Source organism: Rahnella sp. ATs2 (assembly GCF_051851855.1).
GTDB classification, from domain to species: Bacteria; Pseudomonadota; Gammaproteobacteria; order Enterobacterales; family Enterobacteriaceae; genus Rahnella; species Rahnella variigena.
Window position 1 is genome coordinate 13,804 of record NZ_JBLYPL010000029.1, and the last position, 23,736, is coordinate 37,539.

The window sequence follows — 23,736 nt, forward strand, 5'->3', positions numbered from 1 at the left end:
CTATGCTGCGCCCTTGAAAAGGGTATACCGAATGCGCCGCCGGTGCGTTACGCCAGTATGCGTGTGCCGATGGCGACACCGTTAAAGAGTGCTGGTAATTGTTCGGCGTGACGCCAGCTGGCGATATCCACCGGACGTCCGAGAGAACGCGCAGCGTCCAGCGCGGCGTTAACTTTGACGATCATACCGTCAGTGATGATGCCCTGATCGATAAGCTGTTCAGCTTTCTCTGCACTCATTTCCGGAATGCGCTGGCCTTTGCCATCGAGAATACCGCTGACATCCGACAACAGGATCAGATCTGCGCCCAGTGTAGCCGCCAGCGCCGTCGCTGCCTGATCCGCATTAACATTCATCAGTTCGCCAGCAGCAGTGATGCCGATAGAGCTGACAATCGGCAGATAACCTGCGCCGGTCAGCGTGTTGATCAGCGCCGGATTACCCGCTTCGGCTTTGCCGACAAAGCCCAGTGATTCATCCAGCTGCGTCACGCTGACCGTGCCGCCATCCGCCAGAGACAGGCCAACCGCATTGATGTGGTTTTTGACCGCCCACGCCAGCAGGGTTTTATTAGCACTGCCCGCGAGCGCACCGGTGATGATATCAATCTGATCAGCCGGAGTAACACGCAGACCGGCCTTTTTCACCACAGGCAGATTCAGCTTTTTCATCAGCTCATCAACCAGGCAGCCGCCACCGTGAACAATGACCAGCGGGCGGTGATATTCCTGACGATAAGCCACTACCGCCATGAACAGGCGCTCAAGCGCTTCTTCATTGTCCAGCAACACACCACCTAATTTGATGACTAACGGATTCATAGCTGTTCGCGCCCCGACCGGTTGAGAATGTTAATTAATAACAATAGGTTTCATTTAATCTAGCATCCCTGCGCGTCTGAATAAACGCTCAGGGACGGTTGTTTTTGTCTGCTGAAAATCAGAGAGATTGTTAAAGCAGCGATTGCGTTTCAGGGAAGCCGAAACGGATATTCATGCACTGAACCGCCTGTGCAGACGCGCCTTTCAGCACATTATCTTCCGTCGCTACCACAATCAGATGTTCGCCTTTCACCGCAAAACCAATGTCGCAGAACGGCAGCCCGACCACGTCTTTCAGTGCCGGAACACCTTTGGTGTACAAACGCACCAGCGGTTTATCGTGATAAGCATTATGGAAAGCTTCCGCCACATCCTGCTCCGTCACACCCGCATTCAGACGGCAGGTGATGGTCGCCAGAATACCGCGCGGGAAGTTGCCCAGATGCGGAGTAAAAATCACCGGCACGCCAAGGTGTTCAGCGATTTCCGGCTGATGACGGTGACTGAAGAGTTTGTACGGCTGAAGGCTGACTTCGCAGAAGCTGTTGCCGAGCGTGGCTTTACGCCCTGCACCGCTGACACCGCTGGTAGCGTTGATGACCGGCCACTGGCTGTCATTGAGCAGACCATTTTCGATAAGCGGTTTCAGCGCCAGCTGTGAAGCAGTCGGGTAGCAACCCGGCACGGCAATCAGCTGCGCGTCTTTTAATTTGTCAGCCTGCCACTCGGCCAGGCCGTACACGGCTTTGTCGAGCAAATCGAGATGCTGATGCTCGAAGCCGTAGAATTCGGTGTAAAACTCAGGTTTGCTGACGCGGAAGGCACCGGAGAGATCAAACACCACACAGCCCGCCGCCAGAAACTGCGGCGCGAGGTCATGGCTGACTTCGTGCGCGGTCGCCAGAAATACCACATCGACACCTTTCGCTGCTTCCGCCACGTCAGTGAGTGGCAAAACAGGCAAATCGACGATGCCTTTTAATTGAGGATGCAAATCAGAAAGCAATTTTCCTGCATCTGCACTTTGCGCTGAAACCGTTAAACCGGTTATGTTCATATGTGGGTGGCGATTCAGGTAAGCAGCGAGTTCGGCTCCGGCATAACCTGTGGCACCAACAATCAGCGTATTCAACATAGGGCTTATTCACCTTCTCAATTTTTGGGTAGGGGCCGGATGAATTTTTTTCCGGTTTCCTTACGCGCTGGCTTATTGTATTTTTATTCACAATTATTGCATGAATATGAATACTACCCTAACTAAAGGCTGTCAACAGTGAAGATGAAATTACCTCCTTTTATTGAGCTCTACCGGGCGTTAATCGCAACCCCTTCCATCAGCGCAACCGATGCGGCGCTGGACCAGAGCAATGAGACGTTAATCAATTTACTGGCAGGCTGGTTCGGTGATTTAGGCTTCAAAGTCGAAGTGCAACCCGTTCCAGGAACGCGCCATAAATTCAATATGTTAGCCAGCACCGGCGAAGGCGCAGGCGGCTTACTGCTGGCCGGTCACACCGACACCGTTCCGTTTGATGACGGCCGCTGGACACGCGATCCTTTCACCCTCACCGAGCATGAAAATAAGCTCTATGGTTTGGGTACCGCCGACATGAAAGGTTTCTTCGCCTTTATCCTCGATTCACTGCGTGATGTTGACCTGACCAAACTGACTAAACCGCTGTATATTTTGGCGACCGCCGATGAAGAAACCACCATGGCCGGTGCCAGCTATTTCTCCAAAAACGCCAAAATTCGCCCTGACTGCGCGATCATCGGCGAACCGACGTCCCTGAAGCCTGTTCGTGCGCATAAAGGTCACTTGTCGAATGCGATCCGCATCACCGGCCAGTCCGGTCATTCCAGTGACCCTTCACGTGGCGTGAATGCCATTGAACTGATGCACGAATCGATTACCCATTTAATGACGCTGCGCAATACGCTGAAAAGCCGTTACAACCACAGTGGTTTCGTCATTCCGTACCCGACCATGAACTTTGGCTACATTAACGGCGGCGATGCGCCAAACCGTATTTGTGCCTGCTGCGAAATGCATATGGATATCCGCCCGCTGCCGGGTCTGACGCTGACCGACATTGATGGTCTGCTGAACGAGGCTCTGGCACCGGTGAGCGAACGCTGGCCGGGACGTATCATGATTGAAGAACTGCATCCGCCGATCCCGGGCTATGAGTGCCCGCCGGATCATCCGCTGGTGCAGGTGGTCGAGAAACTGCTGGGTGTGGAAACGGAAATCGTTAACTACTGCACCGAAGCGCCGTTTATTCAGGAACTGTGCCCGACGCTGGTTCTCGGACCGGGTTCTATCGATCAGGCGCACCAGCCAGATGAATATATTGATACTGCGTTCATTAAACCGACTCGCGAGCTGATTTCTCAGGTTGTTCATCATTTCTGTTATCACTGATACTGAATGACGGATTGATGAAGAAACAATCAGGGCGCTCACAGGCGCCCTTTGATACTGTACAAAACGTTGATTAGCCAAACTGATATCGTCGCTGTTGTAATTAAATTTCAGCGACATCGCCAAAAAGACCATTTTTCACGTGAGTGATCGGGGGTTTTTGGGTTAAAACAGGGGTGGCTTTTAAAAAGTGTGGCCAGGTTGGCAGGGTGAACGGGGCAAGAATGCCTGACGGGTGAAAGTTATTTACAGAATATAAAAATTAAACGAGAGAACGGGTCAGAGGTAATATGAACGAACAATATTCCGCAATGCGAAGTAATGTCAGTACCTTAGGTAAATTGCTAGGCGACACGATCAAAGATACGTTGGGAGAGCATATCCTGGATCGTGTTGAGAAAATCCGTAAGCTGTCGAAATCCTCCCGTGCCGGAAACGACGCGGATCGACAGGAATTACTGTCAACGCTGCAAAATCTCTCCAATGATGAGTTGCTGCCTGTTGCCCGTGCTTTTAGCCAGTTCCTGAATTTAGCCAACGTGGCGGAACAATATCACAGCATTTCGCCGCACGGCGAAGCGGCCAGCAATCCTGAAGCGCTGGCGCAATTGTTCGATCGTCTGAAATCCAAAAATCTCTCTGAACAGCAATTACGTGATGCCGTTGACCAGCTTTCTATCGAACTGGTGCTTACCGCGCACCCGACAGAAATTGCCCGCCGTACGCTGATCCACAAACTGGTGGAAGTGAATAACTGCCTCAAACAACTCGACCATAACGATCTGGCCGATTACGAGCGCAAACAAATCATGCGCCGTCTGCGTCAGCTGATCGCGCAGTCATGGCATACCGATGAAATCCGCAAAAACCGCCCTTCTCCGGTGGATGAAGCCAAATGGGGCTTTGCCGTTGTTGAGAACAGCCTGTGGGAAGGCGTGCCTGCTTTCCTGCGTGAACTGAACGAACAGCTGGAAACCTCACTGGATTATAAAATGCCAGTGGAAGCCGTGCCGGTGCGCTTCACCTCCTGGATGGGTGGCGACCGCGACGGTAACCCGAACGTGACCGCCGATATCACCCGTCACGTGCTGTTGCTGAGCCGCTGGAAAGCCACTGACCTGTTCCTGCGCGATATCGCAGTGCTGGTATCAGAGCTGTCGATGACCGAATGTACGCCGGAGCTGCGCGAGCTGGCCGGCGGTGCGGACATCCTCGAACCTTACCGCGAAATCATGAAACAGCTGCGTTCGCAGCTGACCAATACCCAGGTGTATCTGGAAGCCCGTCTGAAAGGCGAGCGCGTTGCGCGTCCTCACGATTTGCTGGTGAAAAATGACCAGCTGTGGGCACCGCTTTACGCCTGTTACCAGTCGCTGCAAGCCTGCAATATGGGCATTATCGCCAACGGTCAGTTGCTGGATACCCTGCGTCGTGTGCGCTGCTTCGGCGTGCCGCTGGTGCGTATCGACGTGCGTCAGGAAAGCACCCGTCATACCGACGCGATTGCTGAAATCACCCGTTATCTCGGTCTGGGCGATTACGAAAGCTGGTCAGAATCCGACAAACAGGCTTTCCTGATCCGCGAACTGAACTCACAGCGTCCGCTGGTGCCGCGTCACTGGGAACCGAGCGCTGACACCAAAGAAGTGCTCGATACCTGTCAGGTTATCGCCGAAGCGCCGGAAGGCTCAATTGCGGCATACGTGATTTCGATGGCGCGTACGCCGTCTGACGTGCTGGCCGTGCATCTGCTGCTTAAAGAAGCCGGTTGCCCGTTCCCGATGCCTGTCGCGCCGCTGTTCGAAACGCTGGACGACCTGAACAATGCCGACGATGTCATGAAGCAATTGCTGAGCATCGACTGGTATCGCGGTTTTATTCAGGGCAAACAGATGGTGATGATTGGCTATTCCGACTCCGCGAAAGACGCGGGCGTGATGGCGGCATCGTGGGCGCAATACCGCGCGCAGGATGCCCTGATCAAAACCTGCGAGAAAGCGGGTATTGCCCTGACACTGTTCCACGGACGCGGCGGTTCTATCGGCCGCGGCGGCGCACCGGCTCAGGCAGCGTTGTTGTCTCAGCCTCCGGGCAGCCTGAAAGGTGGCCTGCGCGTTACCGAACAGGGCGAGATGATCCGCTTCAAATTCGGTTTGCCGGAAGTCACCATCAGCAGTCTGGCGCTTTACACTTCTGCGATTCTGGAAGCCAACCTGTTGCCGCCGCCAGAGCCGAAACAAGCCTGGGTGGATATCATGGAACAGCTGTCTGATGTGTCCTGCAAGATGTACCGCGGGTACGTGCGTGAGAACAAAGACTTCGTGCCTTACTTCCGCGCCGCAACGCCTGAACAGGAACTGGCAAAACTGCCACTGGGTTCACGCCCGGCGAAACGTAAAGCCAGCGGCGGCGTTGAAAGCCTGCGTGCTATTCCGTGGATTTTCGCCTGGACGCAAAACCGTCTGATGCTGCCAGCCTGGCTGGGCGCAGGTGCCGGTTTGCAGTCTGTGGTGGATGGCGGTAAACGCGACGAACTGGAAACCATGTGCCGTGACTGGCCATTCTTCTCCACCCGTATCGGCATGCTGGAAATGGTGTTTGCGAAAGCGGACCTTTGGCTGGCGGAATACTACGATCACCGTCTGGTGGGTGAAGAGCTGTGGCCGCTCGGCCAGCAGCTGCGCGATCAGCTGGCGAGCGACATCAAAGTGATTCTGGCGATTTCTAACGACGATCACCTGATGGAAGATTTGCCGTGGATTGCAGAATCCATCGCACTGCGTAATGTCTATACCGACCCGCTTAACGTGTTGCAGGCTGAATTGCTGCACCGTTCCCGCGAGCTGGAAAAAGACGGTAAGCAAGATGCCAACGTAGAGCAGGCGCTGATGGTCACGATCGCCGGCGTGGCAGCAGGTATGCGCAATACCGGCTAGTTTCCGTAGAAAAGCAGCCAAAGAAAAACCCGCGAATTCGCGGGTTTTTTGTTTTCAGGATTTAAGCAGAAAAGATTACGCGCGAACCGGCACGGCAATTTCAGGACGCACACCCAGCGTGTGGCAAATCGCATAACTCATTTCTGCACGATTCAGGGTGTAGAAGTGGAAGTCCTTCACGCCTTCGCGGCTGAGGATTTTCACCATGTCCATCGCGATATTGGCACCGACCATTTTGCGGGTTTCCGCATCATCATCCAGCCCTTCAAACTGGCTGTTCATCCATTTCGGCACACGCACGTTCGTCATAGTGGCAAAACGTGTCAGCTGTTTGAAGTTGGAGACCGGCAGAATGCCCGGCACGATTTCCACATCAATGCCCTGACCGGCGCAGCGGTCACGAAAACGCAGGTAGCTTTCCACATCGAAGAAGAACTGCGTGATGGCGCGGTTGGCACCGGCATCAATTTTACGCTTCAGGTTAATCAGGTCAGACTGCGCGCTTTTGGCTTCAGGATGCACTTCCGGATAAGCCGCGACCGAAATATCGAAGTCGCCCACTTCTTTCAGCAACTGCACCAGATCGGTGGCATACATTTCCGGTTTGCCGCCGCCTGCCGGTAAATCACCGCGCAGGGCCACAATGTGACGAATGCCGCTGTTCCAGTAATCCTCTGCAATCTGGCGCAACTCATCCCGGCTGGCATCGATACAGGTCAGATGCGGAGCCGCTTCCAGACCGGTACGTTCTTTAATGCCTTTGATGATGCTGTGCGTACGGTCGCGCTCGCCTGAGTTCGCGCCGTAAGTCACAGAGACAAACTTGGGCTTGAGGCTGCTGAGACGGTCAATAGAGCTCCACAACGTGTCTTCCATTTCGCTGGTACGCGGCGGGAAAAATTCGAAAGAAACGTTAATCTGACCTTGTAACTCGGCCAGATTCTGGTTCAGCGCTTCGCGCTGGTTTGCGTGGAAAAAGCTCATAAACACTACCTCATGGATCACTGCGTTTTATTATGATTCGTTATGATGGACGTTTGGACGTCTAAACGTATAGATAGAAAATGACGGAAAGCGGACAAAGTGTCAACGTTAAAATGAGGGCAAGGGATGATTAATCTTCACGCAATCTGAAAGAATTTCACTTTGGGAAGGTTTTGCTTCGGGGAAGGTGCGGAAAAGTGAAGAACAGCCCTTACGGTAAGTACCGGAAGGGCTGAGATAAATTACAGAAGTTGCGTCAGGCGGTTAAGGTCAGACTGCAATGCACCGGCGGTGACATCACGTCCTGCCCCCGGCCCGCGGATCACCAGCGGGTTATCGCGATACCAGCGACTTTCGATGGCAAACACGTTATCGCATGGCAACAGGGAAGCCAGAGGATGATCTTCACGCACAGCTTCAACTCCAACGCGTGCTTTGCCGTTCGCATCGAAACGCGCTACGTAGCGCAGCACCAGACCCATTTCGCGGGCAGCTTCCAGACGCTGTAGCATTTGCTGGTTCAGCGCCTCGCCGTCTTCAAAGAACTGATCGACAGAACCGTGCGCACAGCTTTCCGGCACCAGTGATTCCACACGAACCTGCGTCGGCTCGATGTCATAACCGGCTTCACGCGCCAGGATCACCAGCTTACGCATCACATCCTGACCGGATAAATCATCACGCGGATCCGGCTCGGTCAGCCCCTGCTGCCACGCCAAATCCACCAGTTCGGTGAACGGCAGCGTGCCGTCAAATTGCAGGAACAGCCAGGACAATGTGCCGGAGAAAATCCCGCTGATGGCCAGAATACTGTCGCCGCTTTCGCGTAAATCACGCACCGTATGGTTAACCGGTAAACCGGCACCGACCGTGGCGTTATATAGCCAGTGGCTGTCGGTTTTGGAAAACGCGTCGCGGATCTGACGGTATTTATGGGTATCCGACGCGCCCGCCAGTTTGTTGGCGCTGATGACGTGGAAACCATAGCTGGCGAAATCCAGATACTGATCGGCCAGTTCGGCGCTGGCGGTGACGTCCAGCACCACTAAATCGTCATAGGGATGCGCACGCATCCACAGGAACAGTGATTCTTCGTCGTGCGCCTGCGATTCATCATCAAAGAAGGCCAGCGCACGGCTGGCATCCAGTCCCTCGTAATTGAGCAAACTGCGCTTGCTGTCGACCACACCGGCCAGCACAAACTCAAAACCGCTGCGGGCAGAAATGTTCTTTTGCTCGCGGGCAAAAAGTTCCAGCCAGCGTGAACCGATATTGCCTTTACCAAACAGCATCAGACCGATTTGCTTTTCAGCACGGAACAGCGTTTTGTGCAGCCCCTGAATCAGGTGCGCGGTCGGGCCGATACGCAGCACGGCGACCAGACTGATACCGTCTTCCGCCTGCCAGATAAACTCTACCGGCTGATCTTTCATTTCCTGATAGAAACGGTGGCTGTGAAGCGGATTCTTGCACACGCCCGCACCGACCAGCGCTACCAGCGCCAGCCCTTCACGCAGCGTCAGACGCGCCGGAAGTGCCGCTTCTTCAATAACTTGCAAGGCGCTTCCCGCCACTTCGGAGGTGTAGCACAGTTGCAGCAAATTACGGTCCGGGTGAATGCCGGTACACAGCGGTTTGATCTGCGCGCGTTTGAGCAGCAGCTCGACATCTTTTTGCGCCAGGCCAAAATCGTGGCCGGATGGAATGACCATTTCGATCAGACAAATATCATCGTGACTCGTGACAATTTTTGCACCGGTCCCGGAAGCCAGCACACGTTCAATACGCGTTGAGCCCTGCTCCGGCTGATAGCTGCAACGCAGCTGTAAATCGATATCGCTGCCGGAAACCGGCTGAAGCGTACGGGTGTGCAGCACCGGAGCCGCCAGACGCGCCAGTTCACTGGCTTCATCGAGACGCAGCAACGGCAGCAGGCAGGCATCTTTCACTTTACGCGGGTCAGCGCTGTAAACACCGGCCACGTCACTCCAGATGGTCACGCGGCTGGCATCAGCCAGTGCGCCAATCTGGGTGGCGGAATAGTCACTGCCGTTACGTCCCAACAGTACGGTTTCACCCGCATCGCTGCGGGCGATAAAGCCGGTGACGACCAGATATTGCTGAGGATGTTGCGCCAGCAGTTGTTGCAGCAGCGGATACGAACGGCCTTCATCGACCTGAGGTTGAGCGGCACGTTCGGCACGCAGGAATTCACGGGCATCCAGCCAGGCGGCCGGTAATTCCAGTTTGCACAGCACCGCAGACATCAGGCGCGCAGACCAGACTTCACCGTGCCCGACGACTTCGGCGTAAATCGCATCGGTCATTTTGCCATCAAGCAAAACAGCCAGACGTTCGAGATCATGAATAAACGAAGCAATAAGCGGTTCGGCCATTTCCGGCGGCAACAGGCCGGTTATCAAATCACTCTGATAACGGCGCAAAGCCTGCTGAACCTGATGCGCGGCAATTCTGTCTGTCTGGCTGAGTTTCAGCCAGCTGATCAGCTGGTTGGTTGTACTGCCCGCCGCCGACACCACCATCATGTCGCCCGGTTTGGCATACTCGGCCATGATCCCGGCGACGCGCAGATAACATTTCACGTCGGCCAGACTGCTACCACCAAATTTGTGCAACTGACGGCTTCCCGCCGGCGCTGCAACCGCTATTGCATTCATACTTACCTCGTTGCCACTGACTGGAATGCATGTTCCAGATCAGCAATCAAATCTTCGCTGTCTTCAAGACCTACAGAAATACGGAGCAAGCTGTCAGAAATCCCGGCGGCTTTACGCGCTTCCGGCGCCATGCCAGCGTGCGTCATGGTCGCGGTATGAGAAATCAGGCTTTCGACGCCCCCCAGTGATTCTGCGAGGGTAAATAACTTCAATTCTTTCAGGAAATGACGCAGCTGAGCTTCATCTCCGTTAAATTCAAAACTGATCATGGCACCGAAGCCACGTTGCTGACGGCGGGCAATGTCGTGCCCCTGGTTTTCCGGCAGCGACGGATGATACAGCTTTTTGACCTGCGATTGTTTCTGTAAATAAGCAACAATTGCCAGTGCATTTTCCTGCTGCTGTTTCACGCGAACCGTCAGCGTGCGCAGACCACGCAATAACAGATAGCTGTCAAAAGCTGCAGCGGTCACACCAATGTTGTTCGCCCACCACGCCAGTTCTGTCGCGTGTTCTGCGGTCTTAGATATTACCGTACCGGCGACCACATCAGAATGCCCGTTAAGATATTTCGTACACGAATGAACGACTAAATCCGCGCCAAGTTGTAGCGGATTTTGCAACGCCGGGCTGAGGAAGGTGTTATCCACCACGGTCAGCGCACCGGCGGCGCGGGATGCGTCACAAATCGCCTGAATATCCACCACGCGCAGCAACGGGTTGCTCGGGGTTTCTATCAGCACCAGCTTCGGTTGTTCTTTCAGTGTTTCGGCCAGCGCCTGCGGGTCGCCCTGATCGACAAACAGCACGCGATACGCGCCGCGTTTGCTCAGGCTGTCGAACAGACGATAGCTGCCGCCGTAGCAATCGTGCGGTGCCAGCAGTAAATCGCCAGGTTTCAGAAAGACTGTACACACCAGATGAATAGCAGACATACCGCTGCTGGTCAGTACCGCGCCGGCACCGCCTTCCAGATCCGCCAGCGCTTTCTGGACAACATCACGTGACGGATTACCGCGACGCGAATAGTCATGGGCTCTTGGCTGATTGAAATCTTCAAAGTTGTAGGTACTGGAAAGGTAGATTGGCGGAACAACACAACCATATTGCTGATCATTGTTCAGGCCACTGCCTACGGCAATGGTGGCTTGCTTGTGCGTCATAATCATTTCTTCCTGACGAAATGCGGAGGATGAGGGTGTCAAGAGTAACGCCCGGAGTTATAGACGTCAATACATCTGGACATCTAAACTTCTTTGCGTATAGATTGAGCAACAGAGCAATACCCGCTAAAATTATGGCGTTAATGAAGATGTCAGGCAGATCTGTCGCGCTGAGGTTATTGAGCGCAAGGTGACAAAACGAATAATGCCGCGGGAGAAATCGTGAGATATCCCTGTCAAATTCCGACATTTATTTAGTGAGAACAGTGAAAATCGGGCATAATCACGCGGTTTTCAGAATTTTATTTTTTGATAAATTTAAGGTGTCCCATGGCTGAGTGGAACGGCGAATATGTCAGCCCTTACGCTGAACACGGTAAGAAAAGCGAACAAGTTAAGAAAATTACGGTATCCATTCCGCTGAAAGTCCTCAAAATTCTGACTGATGAGCGTACCCGTCGCCAGGTGAACAACCTGCGTCATGCGACCAACAGTGAATTATTGTGTGAAGCTTTCCTTCATGCCTTCACCGGTCAGCCTTTGCCGAATGACGAAGACCTGCGTAAAGAACGCAGTGACGAAATCCCGGAAGCGGCGAAGATCCTGATGCGTGAACTGGGTGTGGATCCTGATACCTGGGAATACTGATCGCAGCTGCACAGAGATATGCTGAAAGACCGTGCGACCCGTCGCGCGTTTTTTCAGTGTCTTTGTGAGAAAAGAAGGTTTGTCTGGCGGGAAGTGAAACGACAGGCAACAAAAAAGGCGCCTATGGCGCCTTTTTTTGCTCTCAAGCGTAGCTTATTTGCTGCTTGGAACGCTGAAACGCTTGTTGAAGCGGTCAACGCGGCCACCGGTAGCCACTTCACGTTGCTTACCAGTGTAGAACGGGTGACATTCGCCACAAACGTCCAGGTTCAGATCGTGACCCACAGTTGAGTGAGTTTTGATAACGTTACCGCATGAGCAGTTTGCAGTAACTTCTACGTATTTAGGGTGAATACCTTTTTTCATGGAAAACCTCTTCTTAAGGCCGCGTCGCTATCCAACCCTGTTCTGTCAGACACCACGCGTAGTGGATGATAGGCTTTGAGTACGAAATGCACCAAAGGCGGCGAATCATACAGAATCTCTGAGAACCGCGCAATGATGTTCATGCATTTCGAAGGACACAGTGTACACTATCTCGTCATTTTTTTATAGTCTGGATCCACAATGCCTGTTGCCCACGTTGCTTTACCTGTCCCGCTTGCCCGTACTTTCGACTATCTGTTGCCACCTGACATGGCGGTTTCAAAGGGTTGCCGGGTCAGTGTGCCTTTCGGTAAACGCGACGCTATCGGCATTGTCGTCAACGTCAGTGAATCCAGTGATTTTGGCCTGGATAAGCTGAAACCGGTACGCGAAGTGCTCGACAGTTCCAGTCTGTTTACCCCTGATTTGTGGCGCATTCTGTTCTGGGCAGCCGACTATTATCATTATCCGATTGGTGAAGTGCTTTTCCACGCGCTGCCGGTATTACTGCGCCAGGGGAAACCCGCCGAACTGACGCCGCTATGGCAATGGTTCGCCACCGAACAGGGGCGCGCTACGCCGCTCGACAGCCTCAAACGTGCGCCAAAACAGCAGCAGGCCATGGCTGCGCTGATGCAAAAGCCGCTGTATCGCCATCAGGTCGCCGATCTTGATCTCACGGATACGGCGTTGCAGGCGTTACGCGCCAAAGGTCTGACGGATTTACGCAGCATCGCGCCCGCCACGCTCGACTGGCGCAAAGATTTCTCGGTGGTCGGCGAGCGTTTACGGCTCAATACTGAACAGGCCACCGCCGTTGGCGCGATCCGCAGTGAAGATCAGCAGTTTTCCGCCTGGCTGCTGGCCGGTGTGACCGGTTCAGGTAAAACCGAAGTGTATCTGAGCGTACTGGAAAACATTCTGGCGCAGGGTCGTCAGGCGCTGGTGATGGTGCCGGAAATTGGCCTGACGCCGCAAACCATCGCGCGTTTTCGCGAACGTTTCAGCGCGCCGGTGGATGTGCTGCATTCCGGCCTGAACGACAGTGAGCGTCTCGCCGTCTGGCTGCGGGCGCGTAATGGCGAAGCAGGCATTGTGATTGGTACGCGCTCTTCGCTCTTTACGCCATTCGCACGTCTGGGCGTCATTATTATCGATGAAGAACACGACAGTTCTTATAAGCAGCAGGAAGGCTGGCGTTATCACGCCCGTGACCTGGCGGTATACCGCGCTCATGCGGAAAATATCCCGATTATTATGGGCTCTGCGACCCCTGCGCTGGAAACCCTGCACAACGTGGAACTGGGGAAATATCGCCAGCTCAAACTGACCAAGCGCGCCGGGAATGCCAAACTTGCCCGGCAGAATTTGCTGGATTTAAAAGGGTTGCAGCTGAAAGTCGGGCTGTCGCAGCCGCTGATCCAAAAAATGCAGGAACATCTGAAAGCCGATAATCAGGTGATGTTGTTCCTGAATCGCCGGGGTTATGCACCTGCACTGCTTTGCCACGAATGCGGCTGGATTGCCGAATGTCAGCGCTGTGACCACTATTACACCCTGCATCAGAATCAGCGCCAGCTGCGCTGCCACCATTGCGACAGCCAGCGCGCTGTGCCGCATCAGTGTCCGCACTGCGGATCGACACAACTGGTTTCCGTCGGTGTTGGTACCGAACAGCTGGAAAACGAACTCGCGCCGTTGTTCCCGGATACGCCCATCACGCGAATTGACCGCGATACCACCAGCCGTAAAGGCTCGCTGGAACAACATCTGAATGAAGTCCATCGCGGCGGCGCACGCATTCTTATCGGCACGCAGATGCTGGCGAAAGGGCATCACTTCCCGGACGTCACACTGGTGTCATTATTAGACGTCGACGGCGCGCTGTTCTCGGCGGACTTTCGTTCTGCCGAGCGCTTTGCCCAGCTTTATACTCAGGTTTCCGGTCGTGCCGGTCGTGCAGGGAAACAGGGTGAAGTCGTGTTGCAGACGCACCATCCGGAACATCCGTTATTGCAGGTTCTGTTACAGCAAGGCTATGACGAGTTCGCCAGACAAACGCTGGCGGAGCGCAAAAGCGTGTTTCTTCCTCCTTTTACCAGCCATATTCTGATCCGCTCTGAAGATCACGATAATCAGCAGTCCGCGCTGTTTCTCCAGCAGTTACGCAATTTGCTCGAATCCAGCCCGCTGAAAGATGATTCGCTGTGGATTTTAGGGCCGGTTCCCGCCTTGCAGCCTAAACGCAGCGGACGCTTCCGCTGGCAGTTGCTGCTACAGCATCCTTCACGGCGCGTTTTACAGCATCTGATCAAAAGTTCTCAGCCGTTGATTGCCAGCCTGCCGCAGGCTAAAAAAGTGAAATGGACGCTGGATGTGGACCCGATTGACAGCTGATCCCTTAAGGAAATCCGCATAATTAGTCAGGATTTCTGCGTGATGGATCGAAAAAAGCATCTGCATCACACTTTTAATGCAAATTAGGTAACAAATCCTACTCACATTCTGTTTAGAATGTGATGTGCTACACATCATCGGTAGCCAGGTGAGGAATGTTGATGTTGTTGTGTCAGTTTGATGCTGTTGCAAGGAGAGAGACGTTGGAGCACAAGAAAGAATTACCCGCCGCGACAATGAAAGATGTGGCTGAACAAGCAGGCGTTTCAACAGCAACGGTATCCCGCGCGTTAATGAATCCGGAGAAAGTCTCCGCCTCTACCCGTCAGAAGGTTGATCAGGCCGTCATGGCCGTGGGTTATTCTCCTCACGCCCTGTCCCGCAACCTGAAACGGAACGAATCGCGTACGATTTTGGTGATCGTCCCGGACATCTGCGATCCGTTTTTTTCAGACCTGATCCAGGGGATCGAACGCACAGCGGCTGAAAGCGGTTATCTGGTGCTCATCGGCGATTGCGCCCAACAGAATCAGCAAGAAAAAACCTTTATCAATCTGATCATTACCAAGCAAATTGACGGCATGTTGCTGCTCGGCTCCGATTTACCTTTCGACGCCAGCAAGGAAGAACAGCGCAATCTGCCACCGATGGTGATGGCTAACGAATTTGCGCCGGAACTGGAACTGCCAACGGTACACATCGACAACCTGACCGCCGCGTTTGAAGCCGTACATTATCTTCTCAAACTGGGACATCAGCGCATTGCCTGCATCGCCGGGCCGAAACATATGCCGCTGTGCCAGTACCGTTCACAAGGCTATGTGCAGGCACTGCGCCGTAACGGGCTAAGCGTCGAAAAACAGCTGACGGTAGACGGTGACTTTAGTTATGAATCCGGCGCACTGGCCGTTACCGAACTGATGTCGCTGCCGGAGCCGCCAACGGCGATTTTTTGTCATAACGATATTATGGCGATTGGCGCGATGTTCCAGGCGAAAAAAATGGGTCTGCGCGTCCCGGAGGATCTCTCGGTTGTCGGCTTCGATGACATCAAGGCCAGCCAGTATACCGATCCTCCGCTGACCACCGTCGCGCAGCCAAGATTCCAGCTTGGTCGTCAGGCCATGTTATTATTACTTGAGCAGTTACAGGGAAATCAGGTACAAAGCGGTTCATTGCTGCTCGACAGCGAACTGGTTGTGCGTGAAAGCACCGCCGCGCCCAAAGCATGAGTCAGTTTTGATGGCTGTTCAGTGATTTTAATTTCAGTAAATGTTCAGGGTTGAGTAACATGACGCACTTCTTCATTCATCACGACACAGCGAAACGATAGTGGCACAAAGAGACTATGTAAGCCGTGGGCGCTCAGGAGCGCGGCGGAAAAGTACCAGCCGGAGTAAAAAACGCAGTTCCCCAACGATCTCCAAAACCATGGTGGTGTTAGCCGTTGCGGTGCTGGTGGTGTTTGTCGGTGGCCTCTATTTTATTGCGCACAATAAACATGAAGAAGCGGTGGTATTGCCGACGCATCCTGTCCGTCCGGGTAATGGATTGCCACCTAAGCCAGAAGAACGCTGGCGCTACATCAAAGAGCTGGAAAACCGCCAGATGGGCGTGACCACGCCAACCGAGCCGACGGCCGGTGGCCAGGTGGAATCCAAGACGCAGCTGACACCGGAACAACGTCAGTTGCTCGAGCAGATGCAGGCCGATATGCGCCAGACGCCGACACAATTGTCGGAAGTGCCGTATAACGACCCGAATCAGGCGACACAAACGCGTACAGCGCCAGCACAGCGCCAGGTTCAGCAACAACAGCCGACGTACGCGCAGCAGCAACCGGTACAAACTCAGCCGCGTCAGGTGCAGCCAACGTATACGCCGCAAACGCAGCCGGTACGTGCGCCGCAGGCTCAGGTGCAAACACAGGCCGTTCAGCCAAAACCGAAACCACAGGTCAAAGAACCGGTGAAAGAGGTGCCGAAAGAAGTGGCGAAACCGCAACAACCGGCGGCAATCACGCAGGTCGCACCAGAAAAACCGAAAGCGCAGGAAAAAACTCAGCACTTTGTGGTTCAGTGCGGTTCGTTCAAAGGGTCTGAGCAGGCGGAATCCCAGCGCGCCAAGCTGGCATTCGAAGGTTTTGAAGGCCGGATCACCACCGGCGGTGGCTGGAGTCGCGTCGTCATCGGCCCGTACAACAGCCGTTCTGGTGCTGACAGCACACTATCGCGCCTCAAAGGCGCTGGCATCTCCGGTTGCATTCCCGTCGCAACCGGGGGTTGAAAACCCGTAATCCTTCCCCAATCTATACTTTCAATATGCCCCGTAAGTTTGTGAGACACGCTCAGTGTCTCACAAACCTGCGGGGATCTTTTCCGTCTGCAACGAGGAACCGCTCGTGACAACAATTGTAAGTGTACGCCGCAACGGCAAGGTCGTTATTGGTGGTGATGGCCAGGCCACATTGGGAAATACCGTCATGAAGGGCAACGTCAAAAAAGTACGTCGCCTGTATAACGACAAAGTGATCGCCGGTTTTGCTGGCGGTACTGCTGATGCCTTCACGCTGTTTGAGCTGTTCGAACGCAAACTGGAAATGCACCAGGGTCATCTGGTGAAAGCCGCCGTTGAACTGGCAAAAGACTGGCGTACTGACCGTATGTTACGTCGTCTGGAAGCCCTTCTGGCCGTGGCCGATGAAAACGCATCCCTTATCATCAGCGGTAACGGTGACGTTATACAGCCTGAAAACGATCTGATCGCGATTGGTTCCGGTGGCCCGTACGCGCAAGCGGCAGCCCGTGCATTGCTGGAAAACTCAGAGCTTGAAGCACGCGACATCGTCGAAAAATCGCTGAGCATCGCCGGTGACATCTGCATCTACACCAACCAATTCCACACTATCGAAGAATTGTCTTCTAAAGCGTAAGGATCGAAAATTATGTCTGAGATGACCCCGCGCGAGATTGTCAGCGAGTTAGACAGCTACATCATTGGCCAGGATAAAGCGAAACGCGCCGTGGCCATTGCTTTGCGTAACCGCTGGCGCCGTATGCAGCTTGATGAAGCGCTGCGCCACGAAGTCACCCCGAAAAATATTCTGATGATCGGCCCGACCGGTGTCGGTAAAACCGAAATCGCGCGTCGCCTGGCCAAACTGGCTAATGCGCCGTTCATCAAAGTTGAAGCGACCAAATTCACCGAAGTGGGTTATGTCGGTAAAGAAGTAGACTCTATTATCCGCGATCTGACCGATTCCGCCGTGAAAATGGTGCGCCTGCAATCGATCGAGAAAAACCGTTATCGCGCCGAAGAAATGGCTGAAGAGCGCATTCTCGACGTGCTGATCCCGCCAGCGAAAAATAACTGGGGACAGGCCGACGAAGCGCAGGAACCTTCTGCTGCACGCCAGAACTTCCGCAAGAAACTGCGTGAAGGCCAGCTCGACGATAAAGAAATCGAAATCAGTCTGGCATCCGGTCCGATGGGCGTTGAAATCATGTCCCCTCCGGGCATGGAAGAAATGACTAATCAGCTCCAGTCGATGTTCCAGAGCATGGGTGCTCAGAAACAGAAACCGCGCAAACTGAAAATCAAAGAAGCGTATAAGCTGCTGATTGAAGAAGAAGCAGCAAAACTGGTGAACCCGGAAGAGCTGAAAGAACAGGCAATCGAAGCCGTTGAACAGCACGGTATCGTGTTCATCGATGAGATCGATAAAATCTGTAAACGCGGCGGCCAAAGCTCCGGTCCTGACGTTTCCCGTGAAGGTGTTCAGCGCGACCTGCTGCCACTGGTAGAAGGCTGCACGGTTTCGACCAAGCACGGCATGGTGAAAACGGATCACATCCTGTTTATCGCCTCCGGTGCTTTCCAGACTGCCAGCCCGTCAGACCTGATCCCTGAATTGCAGGGCCGTCTGCCAATCCGTGTGGAACTGCAGGCGCTGTCGACTGAAGACTTCGAGCGCATCCTGACCGAGCCGAGTGCTTCGCTGACTCATCAGTACAAAGCATTGATGGCGACCGAAGGCGTGACCATTGATTTCACGGCTGACGGTATCCGTCGTATTGCCGAAGCAGCATGGCAGGTGAACGAAACCACCGAGAACATTGGTGCACGTCGTCTGCATACCGTTCTGGAGCGTTTGATGGAGGATATCTCCTATGACGCGAGTGAAAGTAACGGAATCTCTATAAACATTGATGCAGATTATGTTAGAAGCCACCTTGACCAGCTGGTAGCTGATGAAGATCTGAGCCGTTTTATCTTATAATTTGCTCATACGTTCCGAAAGTGATCTTCAGGGAGGCGTTTGCCTCCCTGATTTTTTTTAGATTTCGGACTGATTCTTCACCTGAGCGAAATCACCTATGAGCACAATGACTCCCTGCACCCCGACAACGCCTGCCCGCGCGTGGCTGGAAAGCCTGCGTCCAAAAACGTTGCCCCTGGCTTTTGCCTCTATCGTCATGGGGTCTGCCATTGCCAGCCTGCAAGGCGTTTTCCATCCGCTTATCGCGCTTCTGGCACTTCTGACTGCCGGATGTCTGCAAATTTTGTCGAATCTGGCAAATGACTATGGCGACGCCGAAAAAGGCAGCGATACCCCCGATCGCGTCGGGCCATTGCGCGGTATGCAAAAAGGCCTGATTACGGCCGCACAAATGAAGCGCGCCATCATGCTGACTATTGCGCTGACCATCGTTTGCGGGATTGCACTGATTGCCGTTGCCTGCCACAAACCGAGCGACGTGGTAGGTTTTCTGATCCTCGGTCTGCTCTCGATTGGCGCCGCCATCACCTATACCGTCGGCACGCGCCCTTACGGTTACATGGGACTGGGTGATATTTCCGTGCTGATTTTCTTCGGCTGGATAAGCGTCGCGGGCACATTCTATTTGCAGGCGGGTTATTTCGACTGGATCGTGATGTTACCGGCGACGGCGACCGGTTTGCTCTCGACCGCGGTGCTCAATATCAATAATTTGCGCGATATCGAAACCGACAGTGCGAATGGCAAGAACACGCTGGCTGTACGTCTCGGCCCGGTCAATGCCCGCCGCTATCATGCAACCATTTTGACGGCCGCTGTCGTGTGTCTGGCGATATTCTCCGCCGTGCATCTGCATCACTGGACTGGCTGGTTGTTTATTCTGGCGATTCCGATGCTGGCAAAACACGTCCTGCGTGTGATGCGCGCTAAAACATCCACCGAAGTACGTCCCCTTCTGGAACATATGGTAAAAGCGGCGTTACTGACTAACGTCTTGTTTGCAATGGGTCTGTTGCTGAACTGAGTAAAGTTGGCCTGATGTGCGTTTATCGGGCTGCTTTTCACATTTAACAATTGATGATTTTGCCAACATCTGCCGGAAAGGGATATACTGAACACTCATGCAGCAACCAGATGAAATCCTATGAAATACGATACTTCCGAACTTTGCGACATCTACCATGAAGAAGTGAATGTCGTCGAACCCCTGTTCTCCAACTTTGGCGGCCGTACTTCATTTGGCGGGCAAATCACGACAGTGAAATGCTTTGAAGATAATGGCTTGCTTTATGACCTGCTGGAAGAAAATGGCCGTGGCCGCGTGTTAGTGGTCGATGGCGGCGGCTCTGTTCGTCGCGCATTGCTGGATGCCGGACTGGCACGCCAGGCATTGCAAAACGAATGGGAAGGCATTGTGATTTACGGTGCTGTCCGTCAGGTAGACGATCTGGAAGAGCTCGACATCGGCATTCAGGCGATGGCAGCCATTCCTGCGGGCGCAGGCAGTGAAGGGATCGGCGAAAGCGACATTCGTGTCAATTTTGGCGGCGTCACCTTCTTCTCCGGCGATCATCTGTATGCCGACAATACCGGCATCGTGTTGTCAGAAGATCCGCTCGATATTGAGTAAACCGCTGTTTTCAGCCACAAAAAAGGACGCCGAGGCGTCCTTTTTCATTGAATGGCGGAAGTACTCAGACTTCTTCCATTTTTCCCAACAGTGCACGCAGACGATCCTGCCAGACGTGTTGTTCTTCTTTCAGCTGCGCGTTTTCACGCACCAGAGACTCGTGATTGCCGCTGGCCTGCTGAACTTCCTGAGACAAGGTATTGTTCTGCTCTTTCAGTTCTTCGATTTCCATCTGCAACAGAGTGATGGTATCAATCGCTTGCTGAACTTTAGCTTCTAATTTCTCAAATACTTCAAATGACATTTTTCGGTCCCCTTATGTTCGCAAGGCGCACATCTTATGTTCTGCCGCATCGTCCGGACACGGCTCAAAAATTCCTGCACTCCGTCGATTTTCATAACGAATTCAATTCAAAATTTCGTATAAACGTCGGGTGTCTTAACGGGTGATTGTATGTAGCCAGCTTTGCCCTGTCTACCCAGAACCCCTTTATCCACGCAGTCTGTTGCAATTTAACAGTGCCGGGTATCAGGAAATGCTTAAAAAGCGGTGCCTCTTACCAGAAATCGTCCTTAATACCGAATAACCTTAGCCGCCGTAGTGCCATGCGGCGGGGTGTTCGTTTGGCTCAAACGCCCGTATAAAATGTTAAACCCTGTGCTTTTTGCTCTACATCAAGTTAAGCCAATACGCGAAATCGCTCATTTTTATGACACGACACACAAAATTTGATTTCGCTATTTCTCGTTTATGCTCGTTAACGATAAATTCACATTACGTTCTCATTTAATGATGAACGTCAAAATCCGATTACGTTCACGTACGCACGACAGAAAAATTATAACTAACCATTAACATCATCCTTAGCAGGATCAAACTATGAGCCAAACCATGAGTTCCACATTAAAAGGTCAGTGCATCGCTGAGTTTCTGGGTACCGGGCTTATCATTTTCTTCGGTGCGGGCTGTGTTGCTGCGCTGAAACTTGCCGGAGCATCCTTTGGCCAGTGGGAAATCAGTATCGTCTGGGGATTTGGTGTGGCAATGGCCATCTACCTGACTGCCGCGATTTCAGGCGCACACCTGAACCCGGCTGTAACCGTCGCCTTATGTTTGTTCGCGAACTTTGAAGGACGCAAAGTTCTGCCTTACATCATCGCACAGGTTGCAGGCGCCTTCTGTGCCGCCGCACTGGTCTACGGCCTTTATTACAATCTGTTCTTCGATTTCGAGCAAAGCCACAACATGGTGCGCGGCAGTGTCGAAAGTCTGGATCTGGCCGGTATCTTCTCGACCTATCCAAACCCGCACATCAGCGTATTACAGGCATTCTTCGTTGAAACCGTGATTACTGCAGTTCTGATGGCGCTGATCCTCGGCCTGACTGACGACGGTAACGGCCTGCCGCGTGGCCCGCTGGCACCGCTGCTGATCGGTATTCTGATTGCAGTTATCGGCGCATCAATGGGGCCACTGACCGGATTCGCCCTGAACCCTGCGCGTGACTTCGGTCCTAAACTTTTCGCCTACTTCGCTGGCTGGGGCAAAGTCGCCTTTACCGGTGCCCGCGATATCCCTTATTTCCTGGTGCCTATTTTCGGTCCGCTGGTGGGTGCTGCCCTGGGTGCCGCCGGTTATAAAGCGTTGATTAGTCGTCATTTGCCACATCAGATTAATGTGCCGGTTGAAGATAAAGCACCGCAGCCAACCAAACAGCGTAAGGCCTGATCGGCTAAACTGTTCCACAGCTTACTTATTCGCAGGATGAACATTATGTCAGCAGATACGACTCACGAAAAAAAATACATTGTCGCACTCGACCAGGGTACGACCAGTTCACGCGCCGTGGTTCTGGATCACGATGCCAACATCGTCAGCGTTTCACAGCGCGAATTCACCCAGATATACCCTAAATCTGGCTGGGTTGAGCATGACCCGATGGAAATCTGGTCTTCGCAAAGCTCGGTGCTGGTGGAAGTGCTGGCGAAAGCCGACATCAACTCTGATCAGATCGCCGGTATCGGTATCACCAACCAGCGTGAAACCACCATCGTGTGGGAAAAAGAAACCGGCAAGCCAATCTATAACGCGATTGTGTGGCAATGCCGCCGTACTGCTGACATCTGTGAAAAGCTGAAAAAAGATGGCATGGAAGAGTACATCCGTCATAACACCGGCCTGGTGGTTGACCCGTATTTCTCCGGCACCAAACTGAAATGGATCCTCGATCACGTTGAAGGCTCCCGCGAGCGTGCTAAACGTGGCGAACTGCTGTTCGGCACCGTTGACACCTGGTTAGTCTGGAAAATGACTCAGGGACGCGTTCACGTAACGGATTACACTAACGCCTCACGTACCATGCTGTTCAACATCCACGACCTGAAGTGGGATGACCGTATGCTGGAAGCGCTGGATATTCCGCGTGAAATGCTGCCGGAAGTGCGTCCTTCTTCTGAGATTTACGGCCAGACCAACATTGGTGGTAAAGGCGGTACGCGTATTCCTATCGCCGGTATAGCAGGTGACCAGCAGGCAGCGCTTTATGGCCAGCTTTGCGTACAACCGGGTATGGCTAAAAATACTTACGGCACCGGCTGCTTCCTGCTGATGAACACCGGTACTGAAGCGGTCGCGTCTAAAAACGGTCTGCTGACCACCATCGCCTGCGGTCCGCGCGGCGAAGTGAACTACGCACTGGAAGGCGCGGTGTTTGTTGGCGGGGCTTCGATTCAGTGGCTGCGCGACGAACTGAAACTGATCAGCGACGCAACAGACTCCGAATACTTCGCCTCTAAAGTGAAAGACACCAACGGCGTTTACGTGGTACCGGCTTTCACCGGACTCGGTGCGCCTTACTGGGACCCGTATGCCCGTGGCGCCATTTTCGGTCTGAGCCGTGGCGCCAACAGCAACCACATCATCCGTGCAACACTGGAATCTATCGCTTACCAGACCCGCGACGTGCTGGATGCGATGCAGGCTGACTCAGGCACACGTCTGCAGGCGCTGCGTGTGGACGGCGGCGCGGTTGCCAACAACTTCCTGATGCAATTCCAGTCAGACATTCTGGGCACCCGCGTTGAGCGTCCGGAAGTGCTGGAAGTCACCGCGCTGGGTTCTGCTTTCCTCGCAGGTCTGGCCGTCGGCTTCTGGAACGATCTGGAAGAAGTGCGCAGCAAAGCCACTATCGAACGTGAATTCCGCCCAAGCATTGAAACGACGGAACGTAATGTCCGCTATAAAGGCTGGCAAAAAGCGGTGGCACGCGTTCGCTCGTGGGAAGATCACGACGAGTAATCGCCGGATATTATCGCCAACACCTTTCTGAAACTCCCCGCACGGGGAGTTTTTTTATGCCGATTCCCCGTTGTGCTAAAATCGCTCCACAGATGAGCCCTGCCTCACCGA

The 23,736-nt window shown here is 53.5% G+C and carries 19 protein-coding genes; 12 read left to right on the forward strand and 7 right to left on the reverse strand.

Annotated features, from left to right (window positions below; genetic code table 11):
• Nucleotides 1-47: 47 nt before the first annotated feature.
• Complete coding sequence (gene argB, locus ACJY2G_RS22925) at nt 48-821, reverse strand: acetylglutamate kinase (RefSeq protein WP_112289356.1); 774 nt, start codon at nt 819-821, stop codon at nt 48-50.
• Nucleotides 822-951: 130 nt separating this feature from the next.
• Nucleotides 952-1,956: an N-acetyl-gamma-glutamyl-phosphate reductase gene (gene argC / locus ACJY2G_RS22930; protein ID WP_047608610.1), complete on the reverse strand. Its 1,005-nt coding sequence runs from the start codon at nt 1,954-1,956 to the stop codon at nt 952-954.
• 138 nt (nt 1,957-2,094) lie between these two features.
• On the opposite strand from argC, the gene argE reads away from it, so the two are divergent.
• Both argE and ppc read left to right on the forward strand, forming a co-directional pair.
• Entirely contained in the window at nt 2,095-3,246 is a 1,152-nt protein-coding gene (argE, locus tag ACJY2G_RS22935) for an acetylornithine deacetylase (protein WP_112289355.1), read from the forward strand.
• 290 nt (nt 3,247-3,536) lie between these two features.
• Nucleotides 3,537-6,182, forward strand: coding sequence for a phosphoenolpyruvate carboxylase (gene ppc / locus ACJY2G_RS22940; RefSeq protein WP_120163785.1), 2,646 nt, complete (start codon nt 3,537-3,539; stop codon nt 6,180-6,182).
• Nucleotides 6,183-6,257: 75 nt separating this feature from the next.
• Here ppc and metF read toward each other — a convergent pair whose 3' ends face one another.
• The 3 genes from metF to metB all read right to left on the reverse strand — a co-directional run bounded on the left by metF (nt 6,258) and on the right by metB (nt 11,007).
• Nucleotides 6,258-7,166 (reverse strand): methylenetetrahydrofolate reductase, encoded by a 909-nt coding sequence (metF, locus tag ACJY2G_RS22945; RefSeq protein WP_113877611.1) that lies wholly within the window; start codon nt 7,164-7,166, stop codon nt 6,258-6,260.
• Nucleotides 7,167-7,408: 242 nt separating this feature from the next.
• The gene (locus tag ACJY2G_RS22950; protein WP_120163786.1) at nt 7,409-9,844 is read right to left on the reverse strand and encodes a bifunctional aspartate kinase/homoserine dehydrogenase II; all 2,436 of its coding nucleotides are present in this window, start codon (nt 9,842-9,844) and stop codon (nt 7,409-7,411) included.
• Between the two features lie 2 nt (nt 9,845-9,846).
• Complete coding sequence (gene metB, locus ACJY2G_RS22955; protein WP_439292226.1) at nt 9,847-11,007, reverse strand: cystathionine gamma-synthase; 1,161 nt, start codon at nt 11,005-11,007, stop codon at nt 9,847-9,849.
• Between the two features lie 330 nt (nt 11,008-11,337).
• On the opposite strand from metB, the gene metJ reads away from it, so the two are divergent.
• Nucleotides 11,338-11,655: a met regulon transcriptional regulator MetJ gene (metJ, locus tag ACJY2G_RS22960; protein ID WP_004392248.1), complete on the forward strand. Its 318-nt coding sequence runs from the start codon at nt 11,338-11,340 to the stop codon at nt 11,653-11,655.
• A gap of 153 nt (nt 11,656-11,808) precedes the next feature.
• On the opposite strand, the gene rpmE is transcribed toward metJ, so the two are convergent.
• Nucleotides 11,809-12,021 carry a 50S ribosomal protein L31 gene (gene rpmE / locus ACJY2G_RS22965; RefSeq protein WP_112289349.1) on the reverse strand — a complete coding sequence of 71 codons (213 nt, stop codon included), beginning with the start codon at nt 12,019-12,021 and terminating at the stop codon, nt 11,809-11,811.
• A gap of 201 nt (nt 12,022-12,222) precedes the next feature.
• Here rpmE and priA point away from each other — a divergent pair, with 201 nt between their 5' ends.
• The 7 genes from priA to rraA all read left to right on the forward strand — a co-directional run bounded on the left by priA (nt 12,223) and on the right by rraA (nt 20,327).
• On the forward strand, nt 12,223-14,418 hold the full coding sequence (gene priA, locus ACJY2G_RS22970; RefSeq protein ID WP_120163789.1) for a primosomal protein N': 2,196 nt from the start codon (nt 12,223-12,225) through the stop codon (nt 14,416-14,418).
• 203 nt (nt 14,419-14,621) lie between these two features.
• The gene (gene cytR, locus ACJY2G_RS22975) at nt 14,622-15,650 is read left to right on the forward strand and encodes a DNA-binding transcriptional regulator CytR (protein ID WP_430320868.1); all 1,029 of its coding nucleotides are present in this window, start codon (nt 14,622-14,624) and stop codon (nt 15,648-15,650) included.
• Between the two features lie 100 nt (nt 15,651-15,750).
• Nucleotides 15,751-16,704, forward strand: coding sequence for a cell division protein FtsN (gene ftsN, locus ACJY2G_RS22980; RefSeq protein WP_120163790.1), 954 nt, complete (start codon nt 15,751-15,753; stop codon nt 16,702-16,704).
• A gap of 115 nt (nt 16,705-16,819) precedes the next feature.
• The gene (hslV, locus tag ACJY2G_RS22985; protein WP_015690599.1) at nt 16,820-17,350 is read left to right on the forward strand and encodes an ATP-dependent protease subunit HslV; all 531 of its coding nucleotides are present in this window, start codon (nt 16,820-16,822) and stop codon (nt 17,348-17,350) included.
• 12 nt (nt 17,351-17,362) lie between these two features.
• Nucleotides 17,363-18,697, forward strand: a complete 1,335-nt coding sequence (gene hslU, locus ACJY2G_RS22990) for an HslU--HslV peptidase ATPase subunit (RefSeq protein ID WP_112289345.1) — start codon at nt 17,363-17,365, stop codon at nt 18,695-18,697.
• Between the two features lie 97 nt (nt 18,698-18,794).
• Complete coding sequence (locus tag ACJY2G_RS22995; protein ID WP_113877616.1) at nt 18,795-19,721, forward strand: 1,4-dihydroxy-2-naphthoate polyprenyltransferase; 927 nt, start codon at nt 18,795-18,797, stop codon at nt 19,719-19,721.
• Between the two features lie 120 nt (nt 19,722-19,841).
• The gene (rraA, locus tag ACJY2G_RS23000) at nt 19,842-20,327 is read left to right on the forward strand and encodes a ribonuclease E activity regulator RraA (RefSeq protein ID WP_104923992.1); all 486 of its coding nucleotides are present in this window, start codon (nt 19,842-19,844) and stop codon (nt 20,325-20,327) included.
• A gap of 64 nt (nt 20,328-20,391) precedes the next feature.
• Here rraA and zapB read toward each other — a convergent pair whose 3' ends face one another.
• Nucleotides 20,392-20,631, reverse strand: a complete 240-nt coding sequence (zapB, locus tag ACJY2G_RS23005; RefSeq protein WP_013577585.1) for a septal ring assembly protein ZapB — start codon at nt 20,629-20,631, stop codon at nt 20,392-20,394.
• A 576-nt stretch (nt 20,632-21,207) separates the two neighbouring features.
• On the opposite strand from zapB, the gene ACJY2G_RS23010 reads away from it, so the two are divergent.
• Both ACJY2G_RS23010 and glpK read left to right on the forward strand, forming a co-directional pair.
• On the forward strand, nt 21,208-22,056 hold the full coding sequence (locus ACJY2G_RS23010) for an MIP/aquaporin family protein (protein ID WP_112289343.1): 849 nt from the start codon (nt 21,208-21,210) through the stop codon (nt 22,054-22,056).
• Nucleotides 22,057-22,101: 45 nt separating this feature from the next.
• Nucleotides 22,102-23,625 carry a glycerol kinase GlpK gene (gene glpK, locus ACJY2G_RS23015; RefSeq protein WP_112289342.1) on the forward strand — a complete coding sequence of 508 codons (1,524 nt, stop codon included), beginning with the start codon at nt 22,102-22,104 and terminating at the stop codon, nt 23,623-23,625.
• Nucleotides 23,626-23,736: the final 111 nt, after the last annotated feature.